Below are 14,659 nucleotides of genomic sequence, written 5' to 3' on the forward strand. Positions count from 1 at the left end.
TAGCTTTGCCAGGGCGTGCTGTCACTGCCCGCCGGAACGTTGTGCGACGAATTCTGTTGCGCTAGGCATTGAGCGACGGGTCCGTGCAGGAGGGGGAAGGAATTGACAAGCGACATCAGCAATCTGGACCTGATGAACCCGCCCGAGGGCTTCATCGACAATCCCTTCCCGTTTTATGATGCGCTGCTGTCTTCGGCGCCGGTTCTGGCGCAGCCCGATGGCTCGGTTCTATTGTCGCGGCACGCTGATCTGGACCGGATCTATCGGGACACGACCCTGTACTCGTCCGACAAAAAGGCCGTGTTCGGACCAAAATTTGGTCCGGGATCACCATTGTTCGAGCATCACACCACCTCGCTGGTGTTCTCGGATCCGCCATTGCACACGCGGGTTCGCAAAATCATGACTTCGGCCCTGACCCCGCGCGCCATCGCCCGGATGGAGCCCGGTTTGATCCAGACCGTCGATCGTTTGCTGGATCGCCTGGAAGACAAGCGGCAAGTGGATCTGATCGAAGACTATGCCGCCACAATCCCGATCCAGATCATCGGAAACCTTCTGGACGTACCGGTGGACGAGCGCGAACCGCTGCGCGACTGGTCCCTGGCCATTCTTGGGGCGCTCGAACCGGCACTGAGCGCCAAGCAACTCGAGGACGGCCATGCGGCCGTTCGGGACTTCAAGGAGTATCTGGCCGATCTGGTGGCACGGCGCAGGGCCGCGCCCGGCGACCCCGAAACCGACGTCCTGACGCGGTTGATCCGCGGTGAAGGGGCCGACGAAAAGTTGAGTGAAATCGAGTTGCTTCAGAATTGCATCTTCATTCTGAATGCGGGTCATGAAACCACGACGAACCTGATCGGAAACGGGTTGGCCCTGCTGCATGGCCACCCGGAGCAGCGTCAGCGGCTTATGGATGATCCAAGCCTGATCAATACGGCGGTCGAAGAGGTTTTGCGGTTCCGTTCACCCAACCAGTTCGGCAACCGGGAAACGACGGCTGACGTCGTGATTGACGGGCGTTCGATTGCCAAGGGCACCAACCTTCATCTGTGTATCGCCGCTGCAAACAGGGACCCGGTTGTGTTCCCAGACCCGGGCCGGTTCGACATTTCGCGCAAACCGAACCGTCACCTTGCCTTTGCCGGTGGGCCGCACGTTTGCGCAGGTCTTACACTTGCGCGCCTTGAAGGGCGGGTCGCCCTGTCGCGGTTCGTGACACGGTTCCCAGATTTCCAACTGTCCGATGAACGTGTCAGAGGTGGGCGTATGCGGTTCCGCGGATACGCTTCCTTGCCTGCGAACCTTTGATCGGCAAAAACGTGGGGCGTTAACCTAGGGTTTTTGCGCCAGCTTCAGAACTGCCTTCAGCCCGGGATCCGCATTCTGGGCACTGAAGCCCCCGCCATGCATGCGGGTGATGGCCGCCACCAAAGCCAGTCCGAGGCCTGAGTTTCGGTCCGATCGCGCGGGATCGAGCGTGACGAAGGGCAGTTGAAGCTGCGACAGCATCTCGGCCGGCACGCCCGGGCCGCGGTCGCGGACACTCAGCAGGGCAAACGGGCCGTCTTCGCGCAGTTCGATGGAAATTGCAGTTCCTTGAGGGGCATAGCGCATGGCGTTTTCCAGAAGGTTCGACAGGGCCTGCGACAGCAAAGGGCGGTGCCCCATGATCGGAGCCGCCCGACCCGTGACCTCGAGGCGCACATCCTTGTCGGCCGCGACCGGTTCGTACAACTCCACGGCATCGTTGACCAAGCGCTCAAGGTCCACAGGTTCAAACTGCTCCCGCCCCAACCCCGCCTCGGCGCGTGAGATCTCGGTCAGCTGTCCGAGAACCCGCAACACGTGATCGATTTCGGCCGTTGCCCGGGCGATGTCGACCTCACGATCCAGGTCGCTTTTGCCTGGCTCGGCCAAGGCGACCACCCGCTGCTTCAACCGGGACAGAGGTGACCGCAGATCATGCGCGATCGAATTTGACGTGGTGCGCAAGTTGCTGACCAACTCTTCGATCCGGTCCAGCATGTTGTTCAATGTGCCTGCCATCTGGTCGAACTCGTCGCCGGTGCCACGCTGTGGCATTCGTTGGGACAGGTCGCCGGACACGATGGTTTCTGCGGTGTCGGCGATATCCTTCAGCCGCGAAAACACCAGACGGGTCAAAAGCCAACCGGTCAGAATGCTCAGCGCAAGGGCCGCGCCCAGGGCCAGCGCCACCGAATGAAACAGCACCCGGTCGAACTGCTGACGGGCGAGGGCGTCGCGGCCCACCAACAGCCGTTCGCCGCCGGGCAGCAAGATCGATGCAGCGGAGATCGGGACCAGCTGATCCGTCTCGGTTCTGCGCAGTTCCAGATCCACCCACCCACTGCCAGCGGCGATGCCTTCGGGCCATCGCTTGAGGTTGCCGGCCAAGGTTTTTCCCGAGCGGTCAGCCAACAGATAAAGCGCATCACGCTCGGACGCGGTCGGAAGCCGGCGTTCGATGGCCACCATCAGGCCGACTAGCCCCAGGCGTTCGTACTCGTCCGCCAGCCCGGTCAGTTCGGCGGATACGACAGATCGGGTTTCGCCTTCGATCGTGCGGTTGGCGGTGATATAGACCAGCAACAATACGGCCGCGGTCAGCAATGTGCTGAGCACCATGCTGGCCAGCACCAACCGTGTCCTGGAGTCCTTGAACGACAAGGGCGACTTAACCATCAGAAACCATGTAACCGGCCCCGCGCACGGTTTCGATCAGTGGTGGTTTACCACCTTCATCCAATTGCCGACGCAGTTTGGAGATGTGAACGTCGACGACGTTTGTGTTCGGGTCGAAATGATAGTCCCAGACACCTTCGAGAAGCATCGTCCTCGACACCACCCGGTTTTTCCGCCGAAGGAAGAATTCCAGAATCTGGAACTCTCTGGGCGTCAGAGTGATCTCGCGACCGTTGCGTATGACCTTTCGGGTCAGCAGATCCATTTCAAGGTCGCGGCATTTGAGGGTCGGGGTTTCCTCGGATTCCTGAGGTCGGCGCAACAGGGCTTCGATCCGGGCATGAAGTTCCTGAAATGAGAAGGGCTTGACCAGATAGTCGTCGGCACCTGCATGCAGCCCTTTCACCCGCTCGTCCACGGCGCTCATGGCTGTCAGCATCAGAACCGGCGTCTTGACCCCGGCGGCGCGCATCGACTTGATCAGGGCCAGACCATCCAGCCCGGGCAGCATCCTGTCCAGAACGACCGCGTCAAATCCACCGTCGGTCGCGTGGTACAAACCTTCGCGGCCGTCCTCGGCGCATTCGACGACATAACCTTCCTCGCCAAATCCCTTGGCGATGAAGTCCCGCGTGTCTTCATCATCCTCAACGATCAACAGACGTCTGCTCATGGTCGGATTTCCTTTCACTCAGGATATAATCACGTATGGACAGGTAAAAAAACTGCCGGGTGCGAAATCCGCACCCGGCAATCCCGACAGCACGTGGACAAATCGTGTCCGCCAGGAGATGCGCGCACCGGATATCCCCATCATGCGGTGCGCGCGGGACGCAGGTCAGGCGATCTCGACGGCGACGAAGATCTGATTGCCGCCGCGGTTGATCAGCATCAGCGCCGGATCGGTCTTCTGATCTTCGAGCGCGGATTTGAGCGCCTCGGGTGTTTCCACATCCTGGTTGCCCAGCTTCACGATCACGTCGCCCTGCCGCAGACCGGCCTTGGCCGCCGGGCTGTCCGGCTTGAGCGAAGTGACGACCACGCCGTGCACGTTCTCGGGAACTCCGATCTGCGCACGAGTCGCTTCGGACAGCGGTGCTACGGTGACACCCAGCGTCTTGCCCGCCACCGCGTCATCGGTCGGTTCCGCGTTTGCCGCCATCTGGGCCGAATGCTGCCCGATCGTGACGTTCAGGGTCTCTTCCTTGCCATTGCGCAGGACGGTAACCTTGCTGTCGGTTCCGACGGCCGTGGTGCCAACGAGCACCGGCAGTTCACTGCTCGAGTCGACCTGTTCGCCATTGAAGGCGATGATCACGTCGCCCTGTTGCAGCACGCCCTGAGCGGGGCTGTCCGGCAGAACCTCGGACACCAGTGCGCCGACAGTGCCATCGACACCCATCGCTGCGGCCAGCTCGGGGCTGATGTTCTGGATCGAGACACCCAGCCACCCGCGGCTGACTTGGCCATCGTCACGCAGGTCCGCAGCGATGTGCTCGACGATGTTCGAAGTCACGGCAAAGCCCAGTCCGACCGAACCTCCACTGGGCGAATAGATGGCCGAGTTCACCCCAACGACTTCGCCGTCCATGTTGAACAGGGGACCGCCCGAGTTGCCTTTGTTGATGGCCGCATCGGTCTGAATGAATTCAGCGTAGGGGCCTTCCGAGATATTGCGTCCCTTGGCGGAAACGATGCCGGTCGTGACGGTCGAGCTCAGGCCGAAGGGGTTGCCGATGGCGACCACGTCTTCGCCCACGCGGATGTCGTCGCTATCCCCCAGCGGGACCGGCTGAAGCGCCTCATCCGCCTCGATCTTGAGCAGCGCGATATCGGTCAGGGGATCGGTCCCCACGACTTCAGCCTCGTACGAGCGATCATCGTTCAGGCGCACGGTGATCTTGCTGGCTTTGTCGACGACGTGGTGGTTTGTGATGATATAGCCATCTTCATCCAGTACGAACCCGGACCCAAGGCCCTGACTGGGACCACGGCGCGGGGCGTCAAAGCCTTCGGGAATCCCGAAACGCTTGAAGAACTCACCAAAAGGCTGGCCTTCGAAATCAAACTCCTGGCCGCTCGCTGGCGACGGGGCCGCGTCGATCGAGGCAATGACGGTTACCACGGACGGTGAAACGGTTTCGACCAGATCCGCCAGGGCTACGTCGGCCTGCGACGGAATGGCGGTCGCGGCCAGCAACGCCGCGCTCAGCGCGGTGGCGCCAAACAGCCCTGAGGTGCGAGGAAGAATAAGGGGGGATTTGCGGATGCTCATGTTGACTAGGTCTCCTTGGTTCGGCGCTTGTTGATGTGCGCTTTGCAGGGAACATGAGCCGCCAGTCTTTGCGTTTTCTGACTGATCAATTAATAAATCTTAATTTTGCCACATTGCAGGCGTCTGGTAGCGCTCGCAATCCCGGGAATCGGCCGTGGGAGTTGCCGGTCGAATCGGTGGATTGTTGCCGAAATGAGGGTCAAATTCGCAAAAGCATTGAATTGAATCAAATTTGTTAACAGTCCAGCGGCGGTTTTTGACCGAATTTTCACGGACACTCACAGGTTGCGCCACCGCCCTTTCAGAAGGCGGTATTTGTCTAATAGGTCTTTGCAAAAATGTCATATTGATCGTTTAGCGCTAAAAATTTCTTGTCGTGGGTCAGCAATGGCAAAGCGAACGTACAACCTTGGGTAGATTTCCGTGACGCGCGTTGTTGCGGAAATACCATTACGAATCCGGTAAAATTAACCGATTCAACCAATTTTACGTTGTTTGCACTGAACTTATCGGTGACGATGAACGTGCCCAAGTGAAAGGGGGGCCTGACAGCATCAAGGGGGTGCTTGAAGGCAGATCTCAGTCACCGGAAGCGCTGAGCGGCATGTTAACGAGGGGGTCTTGTTTCGGTTCGGCAGCACATTGGTCCGATGTCTTGACGACATCCGGGCCGCGTTTTCGGGATTGGTGAAAGTGGTAGTCCTGTTTTGGGCAACCGGCCCGGTCGTTCTCGACCGGGCCGCGTTACTTTTGGGATCTTTGCTTTTTGCGCCATTCGGCCCACGCTTGGGGCGTATCCAGATCCAGAATAGCGTTCTGACCCGGCAAAGGCTGTAGGTGCACCTGGTCCAGATGCGCGCGTACGATGGCTTGTGCGCCGCCATCTCCGGTCAAATGCGCCAGATCAGCAAGGAGACTTCGGTCGAAGATCACAGGATGGCCTGGTACGCCGTCCGAAGACGCTCCGCGCCAGATCAGCTTGTCAGGATGTTCGGTGACCGACCGGAGGACCGCGCGCAGATCGTCTGATGTCAGCTCTGGCAGATCGGTCAGCAGGATCATCGCTGCCCGGGCTGATACCGGCAGCTGCGCGACGGCCCTGCGCAAACTGGCATTCATGCCTTCATCCGCATCGGGAACTGAAACGACCTCCAAGTCCATCCCGCTCAGGGCGGTGTATCGCGGGTGAGGCGCCGGCGGCAGGGCGACGATGACCGGCCCGACAGCTCGTGCGGTTTCAGCCGAGCGTCGGATCAGCGGTTGACCGTCGACAATTTGCATCAGTTTGTCCACTCCGCCCATACGGCGAGAACTTCCGGCGGCCAGCAAGATGACAGGGATATCCTTCATGGCGGCCACCTTGCCGCCAACCGGAACGGCTGTCACCCCCGCATACGCGCACCGTCGGGGTCAAATAGTGGACTGGTCAGCACACGGGCTTTGCGCATCTGGCCCAGGATTTCAATTTCGACCGCCAAGCTGTCGGCCGCCAGTCCCGTTGGGAGGAAGCCCATGGCAACTGATTTCTGCGCGAAATGCGAATACCCGCCGGATGTACAAAACCCAACCACTGCGCCGTCATGCCAGATGGGTTCGTAGGCGTTCACATCCGCGTCCTCGGCTTCGACCTCAAAAGCCACAAGCTTGCGGGCTGTTCCTTCAGCCCGCTCGGCCTCGGCGACGGCGCGCCCGATGAAATCGACGTTCTTGGAGAACGAGATGAAGCGGTTCAGCCCGGTTTCAGCGGCTGTGTAGTCGGGCGAGAACTCGCGCATCCACGAGCCGAAGAACTTGTCGAGCCGCAGGCTCATCATCGCGCGCATGCCGAACGGCACCATGCCGTGCGGTTGCCCGGCCTGCCACAGGGTCCACCACAGCTGGCGCTGCGCCATCGGATCGCAGTAGATCTCGAACCCCAGATCGCCGGTATAGCTGACCCGCTGCACGATGCAGTCGGTCATGCCCACGACCATGCGGCGTACGTCCATGAAGCGCATGTCGCTGATATCGGTGCGGGTGCAGGCGGCCAGAACCTCGCGGGCCTTGGGGCCTGCAATCTGGAAACCGTTGCGTTTGTCGCTGATATTCTCGACGGTTACGCCGTCTTGTTGATGCTGCAGGAACCAGCGCATGTGGAAGTTTTGTGCGCCGTAGGAGGCGGTGAGCTGGAACTCCTCCTCGCCCAGGCAGGACACGGTGAAATCCCCGATCAGCTTGCCCTTGGGCGACAGCATCGGGGTCAGCGACAGGCGGCCCGGCTTGGGGATGCGCCCGGCCATGATCCGGTCCAGCCAGTCGCGGGCGCGCGGACCGGTGGCAAGGTATTTGCCGAAATTGTGCACCTCGTTGATGCCGACGCCCTCGCGCACGGCGCGCACCTCGCGGCCCGTTGCCTCGAAGGCGTCCGAGCGGCGGAAGGACGGGGTTTCATAACCCGGCTCGCCCTCTTGCGCGAAATAGTTCGGCACTTCCAGCCCGTATTGCTGGCCCCAGACCGCACCCAGATCGCTGAAGATGTCATACATCGGCGTGGTGCGGTTGGGCCGCGCGGCGGGCAGTTCCTCGTTGGGGTAGGCGACTGAGAAACGCTTCTGATAGTTCTCGATCACCTTGGGGCGGGTATAGCCGGGGGTGATCCAATCGCCGAACCGGGCCACGTCCATGGCAAAGACGTCGCGCTCGGGCTCGCCCTCGATCATCCATTGCGCCAGCGTCAGACCGACGCCGCCGCCCTGGCTGAACCCGGCCATCACGCCGCAGGCCGACCAGTAGTTGCGCACGCCCGGCACCGGCCCGACCAGCGGGTTGCCGTCGGGCGCAAAGGTGAAAGGGCCGTGGATCACTGATTTCACACCGGCCTCGGCCAGAACCGGGAAGCGACGATAGGCAAATTCGATACTGTCGGTGATCTTGTCGAAATCGTCGGGCAGCAGCTCGTGCCCGAACTCCCACGGGGTGCCATCCACGGCCCAGGGCTTGCAAGGCTGTTCGTAGAAGCCGATGCACAACCCGCGCCCCTCTTGCCGCAGATAGCTTTCCCCGGCCGGGTCCATGACGTGCGGATGCTCGCCGCCCGCGTCGATGATCGCCTCGATTTCGGGGATGTTGTCGGTGACGAGGTATTGATGCTCCATCGGGTGCAGCGGGAAGTAGATGCCCGCCATCGCGCCCACCTCGCGCGCCCAGAGGCCGCCGGCGTTGACGATATGCTCGGCGTGGATGGTGCCCTTGTCGGTGACCACGTCCCAAGTGCCGTCGGGGCGCTGGTTGGTCTCGCGCACCATGCAGTGGGTCTCGATCGTGGCCCCGCCCATCCGTGCGGCCTTGGCATAGGCGTGGGTCGTGCCCGAGGGATCAAGGTGCCCGTCCAGCGGATCATAGAGCGCGCCGATGATGCCGTCGGTGTTGGTGATGGGGGCGATCTTCTTGATCTCGTCGGGGCCCACGATTTCGGTTTCCAACCCCATGAAGCGATGCTTGGCGCGTTCGGCCAGCAGCATGTCGAACCGGTCCTGGTTGTCGGCCAGCGTGATGCCGCCCACATGGTGCAGCCCACAGGACATGCCGGTGATCTCTTCCAGTTCCTTGTACAGCCTGATGGTATAGCCCTGCAGCGCGGCCATGTTGGTGTCGCCGTTCAGCGTGTGGAACCCGCCCGCCGCGTGCCAGGTCGATCCGCTGGTCAGTTCCGACCGTTCCAGCAGCATCACATCCGACCAGCCCAGCTTGGTCAGGTGATACAGCACCGAACACCCGACAACTCCACCGCCGATCACGGCAACCTGACACGTGGTTTTCATCCGCACCTCCTTGCGTCTGGCCCGAAGGTGCAGGGGTGCCGCGCCGGTATCTGTCACGAAAACGACCGAGTTTGTCGTTTCCGCCGGCCGTCCGTCAGAGCGGCCGCACCTTCAACCAGGTAATCCGGTTGCCCTCGCGTTCGACGACCTCGAACCGGAATCCGTGGAACGAGAACACCTGACCGACGGTCGGAATCATCTGCGCTTCGTGGATGACCAGCCCGGCAATGGTGTTGGCTTCGTCATCGGGCAGGGACCAGTCCATCGCACGGTTCAGGTCGCGGATGGTCATCGAGCCTTCGACCAGATACTGACCGTCTTCGGTTCGCGTAACCGTCACATCTTCGTCCACGTCGAATTCGTCGGCAATCTCGCCGACGATTTCTTCGAGGATGTCCTCGAGCGTGATCAACCCGCGCAGCGAGCCGTATTCATCTACCACCAGCGCAAAATGGCTGTGCATGCGCAGAAATTCCCGCATCTGATCGTCCAGCGTGGTGGTCTCCGGTACGAAATAGGGGTCATTTGCTACCTTGAGGATGTCAAATGACTTCAGTCTTTCCGCCCCGCCATCGCTACCGCCTGCCTTTGCGTACATGGCACGGAACAGATCCTTGGCGTGCACGACGCCCACGATGTTTTCGGGCTGGCCACGGAACACCGGCAGGCGCGTGTGACGGCTTTCGAGGCATTGTTTCAGGATCGATTCAGGGTCTGCGTCCGCGTCGATCATCTCGATATTCGAGCGGTGCAGCATGATTTCCTCTACCGTGCGGTCGCCGAGGTCAAGCGCGCCCAGGATGCGGTCGCGGTCCTCTTTTTCGACGACCCCCTCGGAATGGCCCAGTTGCAGAGCACCGGCGATCTCCTCGCGTACGGCAAGGATGTTGCTGTCGGGGTCGATCTGAACCCCGAACAGGCGCAGTACACCGCGCACCAGCAGGCGAACGGCAGCCACCACCGGCGAAAACACCGTAACGACGACACCGATCACCGGGGCGACCGCCGCGGCGGCCTTTTCGGCATTGGTAATCGCGTAGGTTTTGGGCAGTACCTCAGCAAAGACCAGAACAAGCAGGGTCATGACCAAGGTGGCCAGTGCCACGCCGCTTTCTCCGAAAAGTCGGGTGAACAACGCCGTGGCCAGCGAGGCTGCAAGGATGTTGACGAGGTTGTTCCCCAGCAGGACCGAGCCGATCAGACGTTCGTTGTCATCAGTGATCTCCAGCGCCTTTTGCGCGCCGCGCGATCCTTTGTCGGCTTGCGCCCGCAGTTTACCCCGCGAAGACGCCGTCAGCGCTGTTTCAGACCCCGAGAAGAAGCCGGAGAGTACCAGCAGAAGCAGAATTGAGGCCGTAGTCAGCCAGAAGGCGCCATCGAGAAGAGAAGGGTCAGAGTCCATCGGTCCGTTTCAGGTATTGTTGATGCAATGGTTATGGGGGCGCAGATGCGCGCGATCAAGGGTTTGGCCCTAGTCTCGACCGTCATCCTTGGCAAGCGGGTGATGCTGCAACACCAGTTCCGACAGGCGCTCGTCCAGGACATGCGTATAGATTTCTGTCGTCGCGACGTCGGCGTGACCAAGCAGGGTCTGGATCGAACGCAAATCGGCCCCATTGGCCAAAAGATGCGTCGCAAAGGCATGGCGCAGCGTGTGTGGCGTGACTTTGTCAGGAGATACACCACCTTGCACGGCCAGTTCCTTTATCAGTGCAAAGAACCGGTGTCGGGTCAGGTGCCCTGATTTTCCGCGCGAAGGAAACAGGAACCGGGACCGCTGGCCTCCGTTGGCGGCGGCTGCATCTTCGGCTTCGTCCCGGATCGTCAGCCATGCCGCCAAAGCATCGCGCGCAGGCGGTGACAAGGGCACCATGCGCTCTTTTCCGCCTTTGCCGAGAACCAGCAGCATGCGTGGGTCGCCCCGGGCGGATGATACCGGCAGGGAAACAAGTTCGGTCACACGCATCCCGGTCGCATACAGAATTTCCATCAGGCAGGTGTTGCGCAGCTTGTCTGCCGTACTGCGCCCTGTTTGCCTGGCGGCCTCAAGCAGGCGGTCGACTTCGGCCACGTCCAGCGTCTTGGGCAGTCTTTTCTGGCGTCCCGGGCCTTTGATCTGGATGGCCGGATTGGTCGAGCGCCAGCCTTCTTCAAACGCGAAACGGTACAATTGCTTGATGGCAGAGAGGCGGCGGGCGCGGGTCGCGCGCGAAAGGCCTTGTGCGTCACAGTCAATCAGGTAGGCCTCGATCATATCCTGGTCGGCGGCTTCGAACTCGGCATTTCGCCGACCGAGCCACGCGGCAAAGTCCTTCAAGTCTCGCCCATAGGCCAGCAAAGTGTTGGTTGCCGCCCCAAGTTCTGCGGCCTGCGCCTCGAGAAACGCGGAAATCCACAAGTCTTGTGTCGCCGGAGCGGACACTGTCAGGCCCCCTTCAGAACAAGCAACTGCAAGGCGGCACGGCGCGCCGTGTCTTCCAGGCCGACATGCCGGAACACCGCGATGGCCGCAGTCAGGTCAACCAGATTGCCGCGCGCGCCATGCGCGAACATCTGCATGGCCTCAAGAATTGCCTCACCCAGACGGTTTGCTTCCAACATCGCGCGGATATCGGACGGGATCGGTGCCGACCATGCAAACCCTTCGGCAATGGCGTCAGCCATCGGTGAGGGCGAGTTCGAACGCTCGGGTTGGCCCGATGCCAAAGCAGCCAGAAAGGCATTGGCCTCGGGTCCGTCGGGGACAGATCGTGCGGCATCCTCGTACAACTCGGACAACAGCAGGATGCGCCAGCGCAGATTCTCGGTGGTCGGGTCGGGCAACTTGATCGGCATCAGGCGCTCGGCGAACAGTTCGGCAAAGGGCACTTCGAGCCCGACCGAACCCATTTCTGCCCAAACTTTCGGCAGGGTCTTGGATATTGCCTCGGGGCTTCCGGTCTCCAGCGCCGTTTCGAAACGCTGAACAGCCGAGACGCGATCCCAGACCGCGCCCGAAGCCGCAGGCGCGCGCTCGGTATAGAGGCCCAGCAGATGGTTCGGCGTAAGCGCGCCGATGCGGGTCAGACGCTCGGCCGCTTCGATCTGGGCCTTCCAACCGGCAACATCGCGCAGGTCGGCATTGGCAAAGGATCGCGGCAACGAGGCGGTCGGAAGTCGCTCGCCGATCGCTTCGAACAGGCGAAACGTCAGCGGGTCAGGGTCTTCGGGCTGCGGCAAATAGGCGGCGCCTTCGAACATCTCTGGGCTTAGGAAGCGATCCAGCAGATCGAGTTGCTCGGGCGGCAGTAATTCGAGCGCATGCGCCGCTTCGAGTGTCAGTGCGGCCGAAGCCCAGTCACCTCTGCGAGCCTTGCAGAAGACCTGCGCGGAATAATCCCGCGACAAATGCGGTTGCGCGATCAGCGCAGTGCAGCTGCGGTCTTCGTCGCCGGTCAATAGAGTTGCGTCAAACCATCGTTTGAACCGCTCAGGCGTATCGGTGGGGCCGGCTAGCTGCACCAAGGATTGCGTCGGATCGGCGGCACCCAGCTGCATCAGGCGATCCAGTCGCGCCAGAAGGAGCTCGTCTGGCTCATTGGAATTTGCCGGCGCGCGGGCCTCGGTCAGCAAAAGTGTGAACAACAGCCGCTGCATGGCCGGGTTCGATTTGACCGGCACGCGCGCGATGAGTTCGGCCAGCCGGGCCGGATCGCTGGGCAGCCACAGATCAACCGGCAGCCCGGTCGCGGACCCATCCACCAATCCCAACGGCGGCGACAGCGCCTCGAGCGGAGACACCTGGATGTCGGGCTGCAGGCCCGTATCGGTAACCGGCGGCTCGAGCAATACGGTCCCCGGCAACAGGTCAGGGGCCGTCTCCAGCCAGTCGATCGCGGATAGCGGCTGTTCGGTTTGTGCGGCGGCTTGGCCGGTCAGTGCAAGCGCCAGCAAAACGGCCCTAGTTGACATCCAGAATTACCGGTTCGCTGATTTCGCTTTGCGGGGCCGAGAAGTCGGCGCCGAAGAATGGGCCAAGATACGCATAGGCCACCAAGCCGATGAAAAGCAGGCAAATTAGGTACAACAGGAATTTGATCAGACGGCCCATGGCTCAACGCTGCCTCAATTTTCGATTTTGGCCAAGTTATAACTGGCATTTTTCCCAAGATCACGTCATTCACAGGGAAATGAGCGAAATTAAGCATAACGTGGCGCCGGCCGGACAACGGCAGGTCTTTGACCTGCACAAAACGGTGGTTTTGGTCGGCATGATGGGCGCTGGCAAGACGGCCGTGGGGCGCGCTCTGGCCGCGCGCCTTGGTGTTCCATTCCTCGACAGTGACAGCGAGATCGAATCGGCTGCCAACATGACCATCCCCGAGATCTTTGAACGGGACGGCGAGCCGTTCTTTCGCGCCAAAGAAAGCCAGATAATCGGCCGTCTGCTGGACGAGAAAAAGGGTATCCTGTCGACCGGCGGTGGCGCTTTTCTGAGCGAAGAAAACCGGACGATGATCTCGGACCGTGGGGTTTCCGTATGGCTGTGCGCGGATCTGGATGTGTTGTGGAACCGGGTGCGCCACAAAGACACGCGACCCTTGCTGCGTACGCCTGATCCGTATGCAACGCTGCGTGACCTGTACGAGGCCCGCGTGCCGTTGTACGCACAGGCTGATCTGGTGGTGAATTCGGACGGCGACACCGCGATCGAGGATATGGTTGACCGGGTTCTGGAAAAGCTGATGACGCGCCCGGATGTATTGGAAGTCAAATAGATGCATCAGACAGTTAACGTTGATCTGGCCGAGCGGTCCTATGACGTGGAAATCGGGCCGGACCTGTTGGCTCAGGCCGGTGCGCGGATCAAACCCATGCTGCACCGTCCGCGTGTAGCGGTTCTGACCGATGAAACCGTGGCCGGTTTGCATTTGGATGCTTTGCGCAGCGGCCTGGCGTCCGCCGGGGTGGAAATGACCGCATTGGCTCTGCCCGCAGGTGAGGCGACCAAAAGCTGGCCGCATTTCGAGCGCGCCGTCGAATGGCTGCTGGCCGAAAAGATCGAACGGCGCGATATCGTCGTAGCCTTCGGCGGTGGAGTGATCGGAGATCTGGGGGGCTTTGCCGCCGCAGTGCTGCGTCGCGGTGTGCGCTTTGTGCAGATCCCAACCTCGCTTCTGGCGCAGGTCGACAGTTCCGTGGGGGGAAAAACCGGTATTAATGCTCCGCAAGGCAAAAACTTGATCGGTGCGTTTCATCAACCTTCGTTGGTTCTGGCTGACACCTCAGTGCTTGGCACGCTGACGGCGCGTGATTTTCTGGCGGGATACGGTGAAGTCGTAAAATATGGCCTTTTGGGGGATGCTGATTTCTTCGAATGGTTGGAGCGCAACGGCCCCGCGCTGTCGGCCGGGGACATGGCGACCCGGGTTCAGGCCGTCACCCGTTCGGTTCAGATGAAGGCCGACATCGTGGCCCGTGACGAGACCGAACAAGGCGACCGGGCGCTGTTGAACCTCGGGCATACGTTCTGCCACGCGCTTGAGGCGGCGACGGGCTATTCCGACCGGCTGCTGCATGGCGAGGGTGTTGCCATTGGCTGTGCCCTGGCGTTCGAACTGTCGGCCCGCATGGGTCTGTGTTCCCAGGAAGACCCAAGCCGCGTCCGCGCTCACCTGAAGGCGATGGGCATGAAGACCGATCTGTCTGATATTCCGGGTGATCTGCCGAGCGCCGAAGATCTGGTCGAGCTTATGGCTCAGGACAAGAAGGTCGTTGACGGCCAGCTGCGTTTCATCCTGGCGCGTGGGATCGGGCAGGCCTTCGTCACGTCGGACGTGCCACGCGATGCCGTTCTGTCCGTTCTGCAGGATGCATTGGCAACGTGCTGATAAGCGGA

Annotated in this window: 12 protein-coding genes; 3 read left to right on the forward strand and 9 right to left on the reverse strand. The window is 61.2% G+C overall.

What is annotated here, in order from left to right; genetic code table 11:
* Window positions 1-132 precede the first annotated feature (132 nt).
* On the forward strand, window positions 133-1,311 hold the full coding sequence (locus AC2FM5_RS08775; protein ID WP_170442861.1) for a cytochrome P450: 1,179 nt from the start codon (window positions 133-135) through the stop codon (window positions 1,309-1,311).
* A 24-nt stretch (window positions 1,312-1,335) separates the two neighbouring features.
* Here the strand turns inward: AC2FM5_RS08775 and AC2FM5_RS08780 are convergent, their stop codons facing one another.
* From AC2FM5_RS08780 to AC2FM5_RS08820, 9 genes are all read right to left on the reverse strand, one after another.
* Window positions 1,336-2,706 (reverse strand): sensor histidine kinase, encoded by a 1,371-nt coding sequence (locus AC2FM5_RS08780; RefSeq protein ID WP_170338977.1) that lies wholly within the window; start codon window positions 2,704-2,706, stop codon window positions 1,336-1,338.
* Window positions 2,699-3,379: a response regulator transcription factor gene (locus AC2FM5_RS08785; RefSeq protein WP_496735079.1), complete on the reverse strand. Its 681-nt coding sequence runs from the start codon at window positions 3,377-3,379 to the stop codon at window positions 2,699-2,701. The genes AC2FM5_RS08780 and AC2FM5_RS08785 overlap by 8 nt, the downstream gene beginning before the upstream one ends.
* 165 nt (window positions 3,380-3,544) lie before the next feature.
* The gene (locus AC2FM5_RS08790) at window positions 3,545-4,981 is read right to left on the reverse strand and encodes a DegQ family serine endoprotease (protein WP_496735081.1); all 1,437 of its coding nucleotides are present in this window, start codon (window positions 4,979-4,981) and stop codon (window positions 3,545-3,547) included.
* A gap of 744 nt (window positions 4,982-5,725) precedes the next feature.
* Window positions 5,726-6,331 (reverse strand): nucleotidyltransferase family protein, encoded by a 606-nt coding sequence (locus AC2FM5_RS08795; RefSeq protein ID WP_170339538.1) that lies wholly within the window; start codon window positions 6,329-6,331, stop codon window positions 5,726-5,728.
* Between the two features lie 32 nt (window positions 6,332-6,363).
* On the reverse strand, window positions 6,364-8,781 hold the full coding sequence (locus AC2FM5_RS08800) for a GcvT family protein (RefSeq protein WP_496735084.1): 2,418 nt from the start codon (window positions 8,779-8,781) through the stop codon (window positions 6,364-6,366).
* Between the two features lie 94 nt (window positions 8,782-8,875).
* Complete coding sequence (locus tag AC2FM5_RS08805) at window positions 8,876-10,183, reverse strand: HlyC/CorC family transporter (RefSeq protein ID WP_170339536.1); 1,308 nt, start codon at window positions 10,181-10,183, stop codon at window positions 8,876-8,878.
* 69 nt (window positions 10,184-10,252) lie between these two features.
* Window positions 10,253-11,203: a site-specific tyrosine recombinase XerD gene (locus tag AC2FM5_RS08810; RefSeq protein WP_170442514.1), complete on the reverse strand. Its 951-nt coding sequence runs from the start codon at window positions 11,201-11,203 to the stop codon at window positions 10,253-10,255.
* A gap of 2 nt (window positions 11,204-11,205) precedes the next feature.
* Window positions 11,206-12,732 carry a hypothetical protein gene (locus tag AC2FM5_RS08815; protein ID WP_496735087.1) on the reverse strand — a complete coding sequence of 509 codons (1,527 nt, stop codon included), beginning with the start codon at window positions 12,730-12,732 and terminating at the stop codon, window positions 11,206-11,208.
* Window positions 12,722-12,871, reverse strand: a complete 150-nt coding sequence (locus AC2FM5_RS08820; protein WP_170338962.1) for a hypothetical protein — start codon at window positions 12,869-12,871, stop codon at window positions 12,722-12,724. The genes AC2FM5_RS08815 and AC2FM5_RS08820 overlap by 11 nt, the downstream gene beginning before the upstream one ends.
* Window positions 12,872-12,950: 79 nt before the next feature.
* Between AC2FM5_RS08820 and AC2FM5_RS08825 the strand changes: the two genes are divergently transcribed.
* Both AC2FM5_RS08825 and aroB read left to right on the forward strand, forming a co-directional pair.
* Window positions 12,951-13,538: a shikimate kinase gene (locus tag AC2FM5_RS08825; protein WP_496735090.1), complete on the forward strand. Its 588-nt coding sequence runs from the start codon at window positions 12,951-12,953 to the stop codon at window positions 13,536-13,538.
* Entirely contained in the window at window positions 13,539-14,651 is a 1,113-nt protein-coding gene (gene aroB, locus AC2FM5_RS08830) for a 3-dehydroquinate synthase (RefSeq protein WP_170461956.1), read from the forward strand.
* Window positions 14,652-14,659 lie beyond the last annotated feature (8 nt).

It is taken from the genome of Ruegeria sp. BHSA162 (genome assembly GCF_059613385.1).

What these genes read in the sequence shown, in the direction of transcription:
- AC2FM5_RS08785 (WP_496735079.1), bottom strand. Translation starts at nt 3,379, where the DNA reads ATGAGCAGACGTCTGTTGATCGTTGAGGATGATGAAGACACGCGGGAC.
- AC2FM5_RS08820 (WP_170338962.1), bottom strand. Translation starts at nt 12,871, where the DNA reads ATGGGCCGTCTGATCAAATTCCTGTTGTACCTAATTTGCCTGCTTTTC.
- AC2FM5_RS08815 (WP_496735087.1), bottom strand. Translation starts at nt 12,732, where the DNA reads ATGTCAACTAGGGCCGTTTTGCTGGCGCTTGCACTGACCGGCCAAGCC.
- AC2FM5_RS08800 (WP_496735084.1), bottom strand. Translation starts at nt 8,781, where the DNA reads ATGAAAACCACGTGTCAGGTTGCCGTGATCGGCGGTGGAGTTGTCGGG.
- AC2FM5_RS08825 (WP_496735090.1), top strand. Translation starts at nt 12,951, where the DNA reads ATGAGCGAAATTAAGCATAACGTGGCGCCGGCCGGACAACGGCAGGTC.
- AC2FM5_RS08805 (WP_170339536.1), bottom strand. Translation starts at nt 10,183, where the DNA reads ATGGACTCTGACCCTTCTCTTCTCGATGGCGCCTTCTGGCTGACTACG.
- AC2FM5_RS08790 (WP_496735081.1), bottom strand. Translation starts at nt 4,981, where the DNA reads ATGAGCATCCGCAAATCCCCCCTTATTCTTCCTCGCACCTCAGGGCTG.
- AC2FM5_RS08780 (WP_170338977.1), bottom strand. Translation starts at nt 2,706, where the DNA reads ATGGTTAAGTCGCCCTTGTCGTTCAAGGACTCCAGGACACGGTTGGTG.
- aroB (WP_170461956.1), top strand. Translation starts at nt 13,539, where the DNA reads ATGCATCAGACAGTTAACGTTGATCTGGCCGAGCGGTCCTATGACGTG.
- AC2FM5_RS08795 (WP_170339538.1), bottom strand. Translation starts at nt 6,331, where the DNA reads ATGAAGGATATCCCTGTCATCTTGCTGGCCGCCGGAAGTTCTCGCCGT.
- AC2FM5_RS08775 (WP_170442861.1), top strand. Translation starts at nt 133, where the DNA reads ATGAACCCGCCCGAGGGCTTCATCGACAATCCCTTCCCGTTTTATGAT.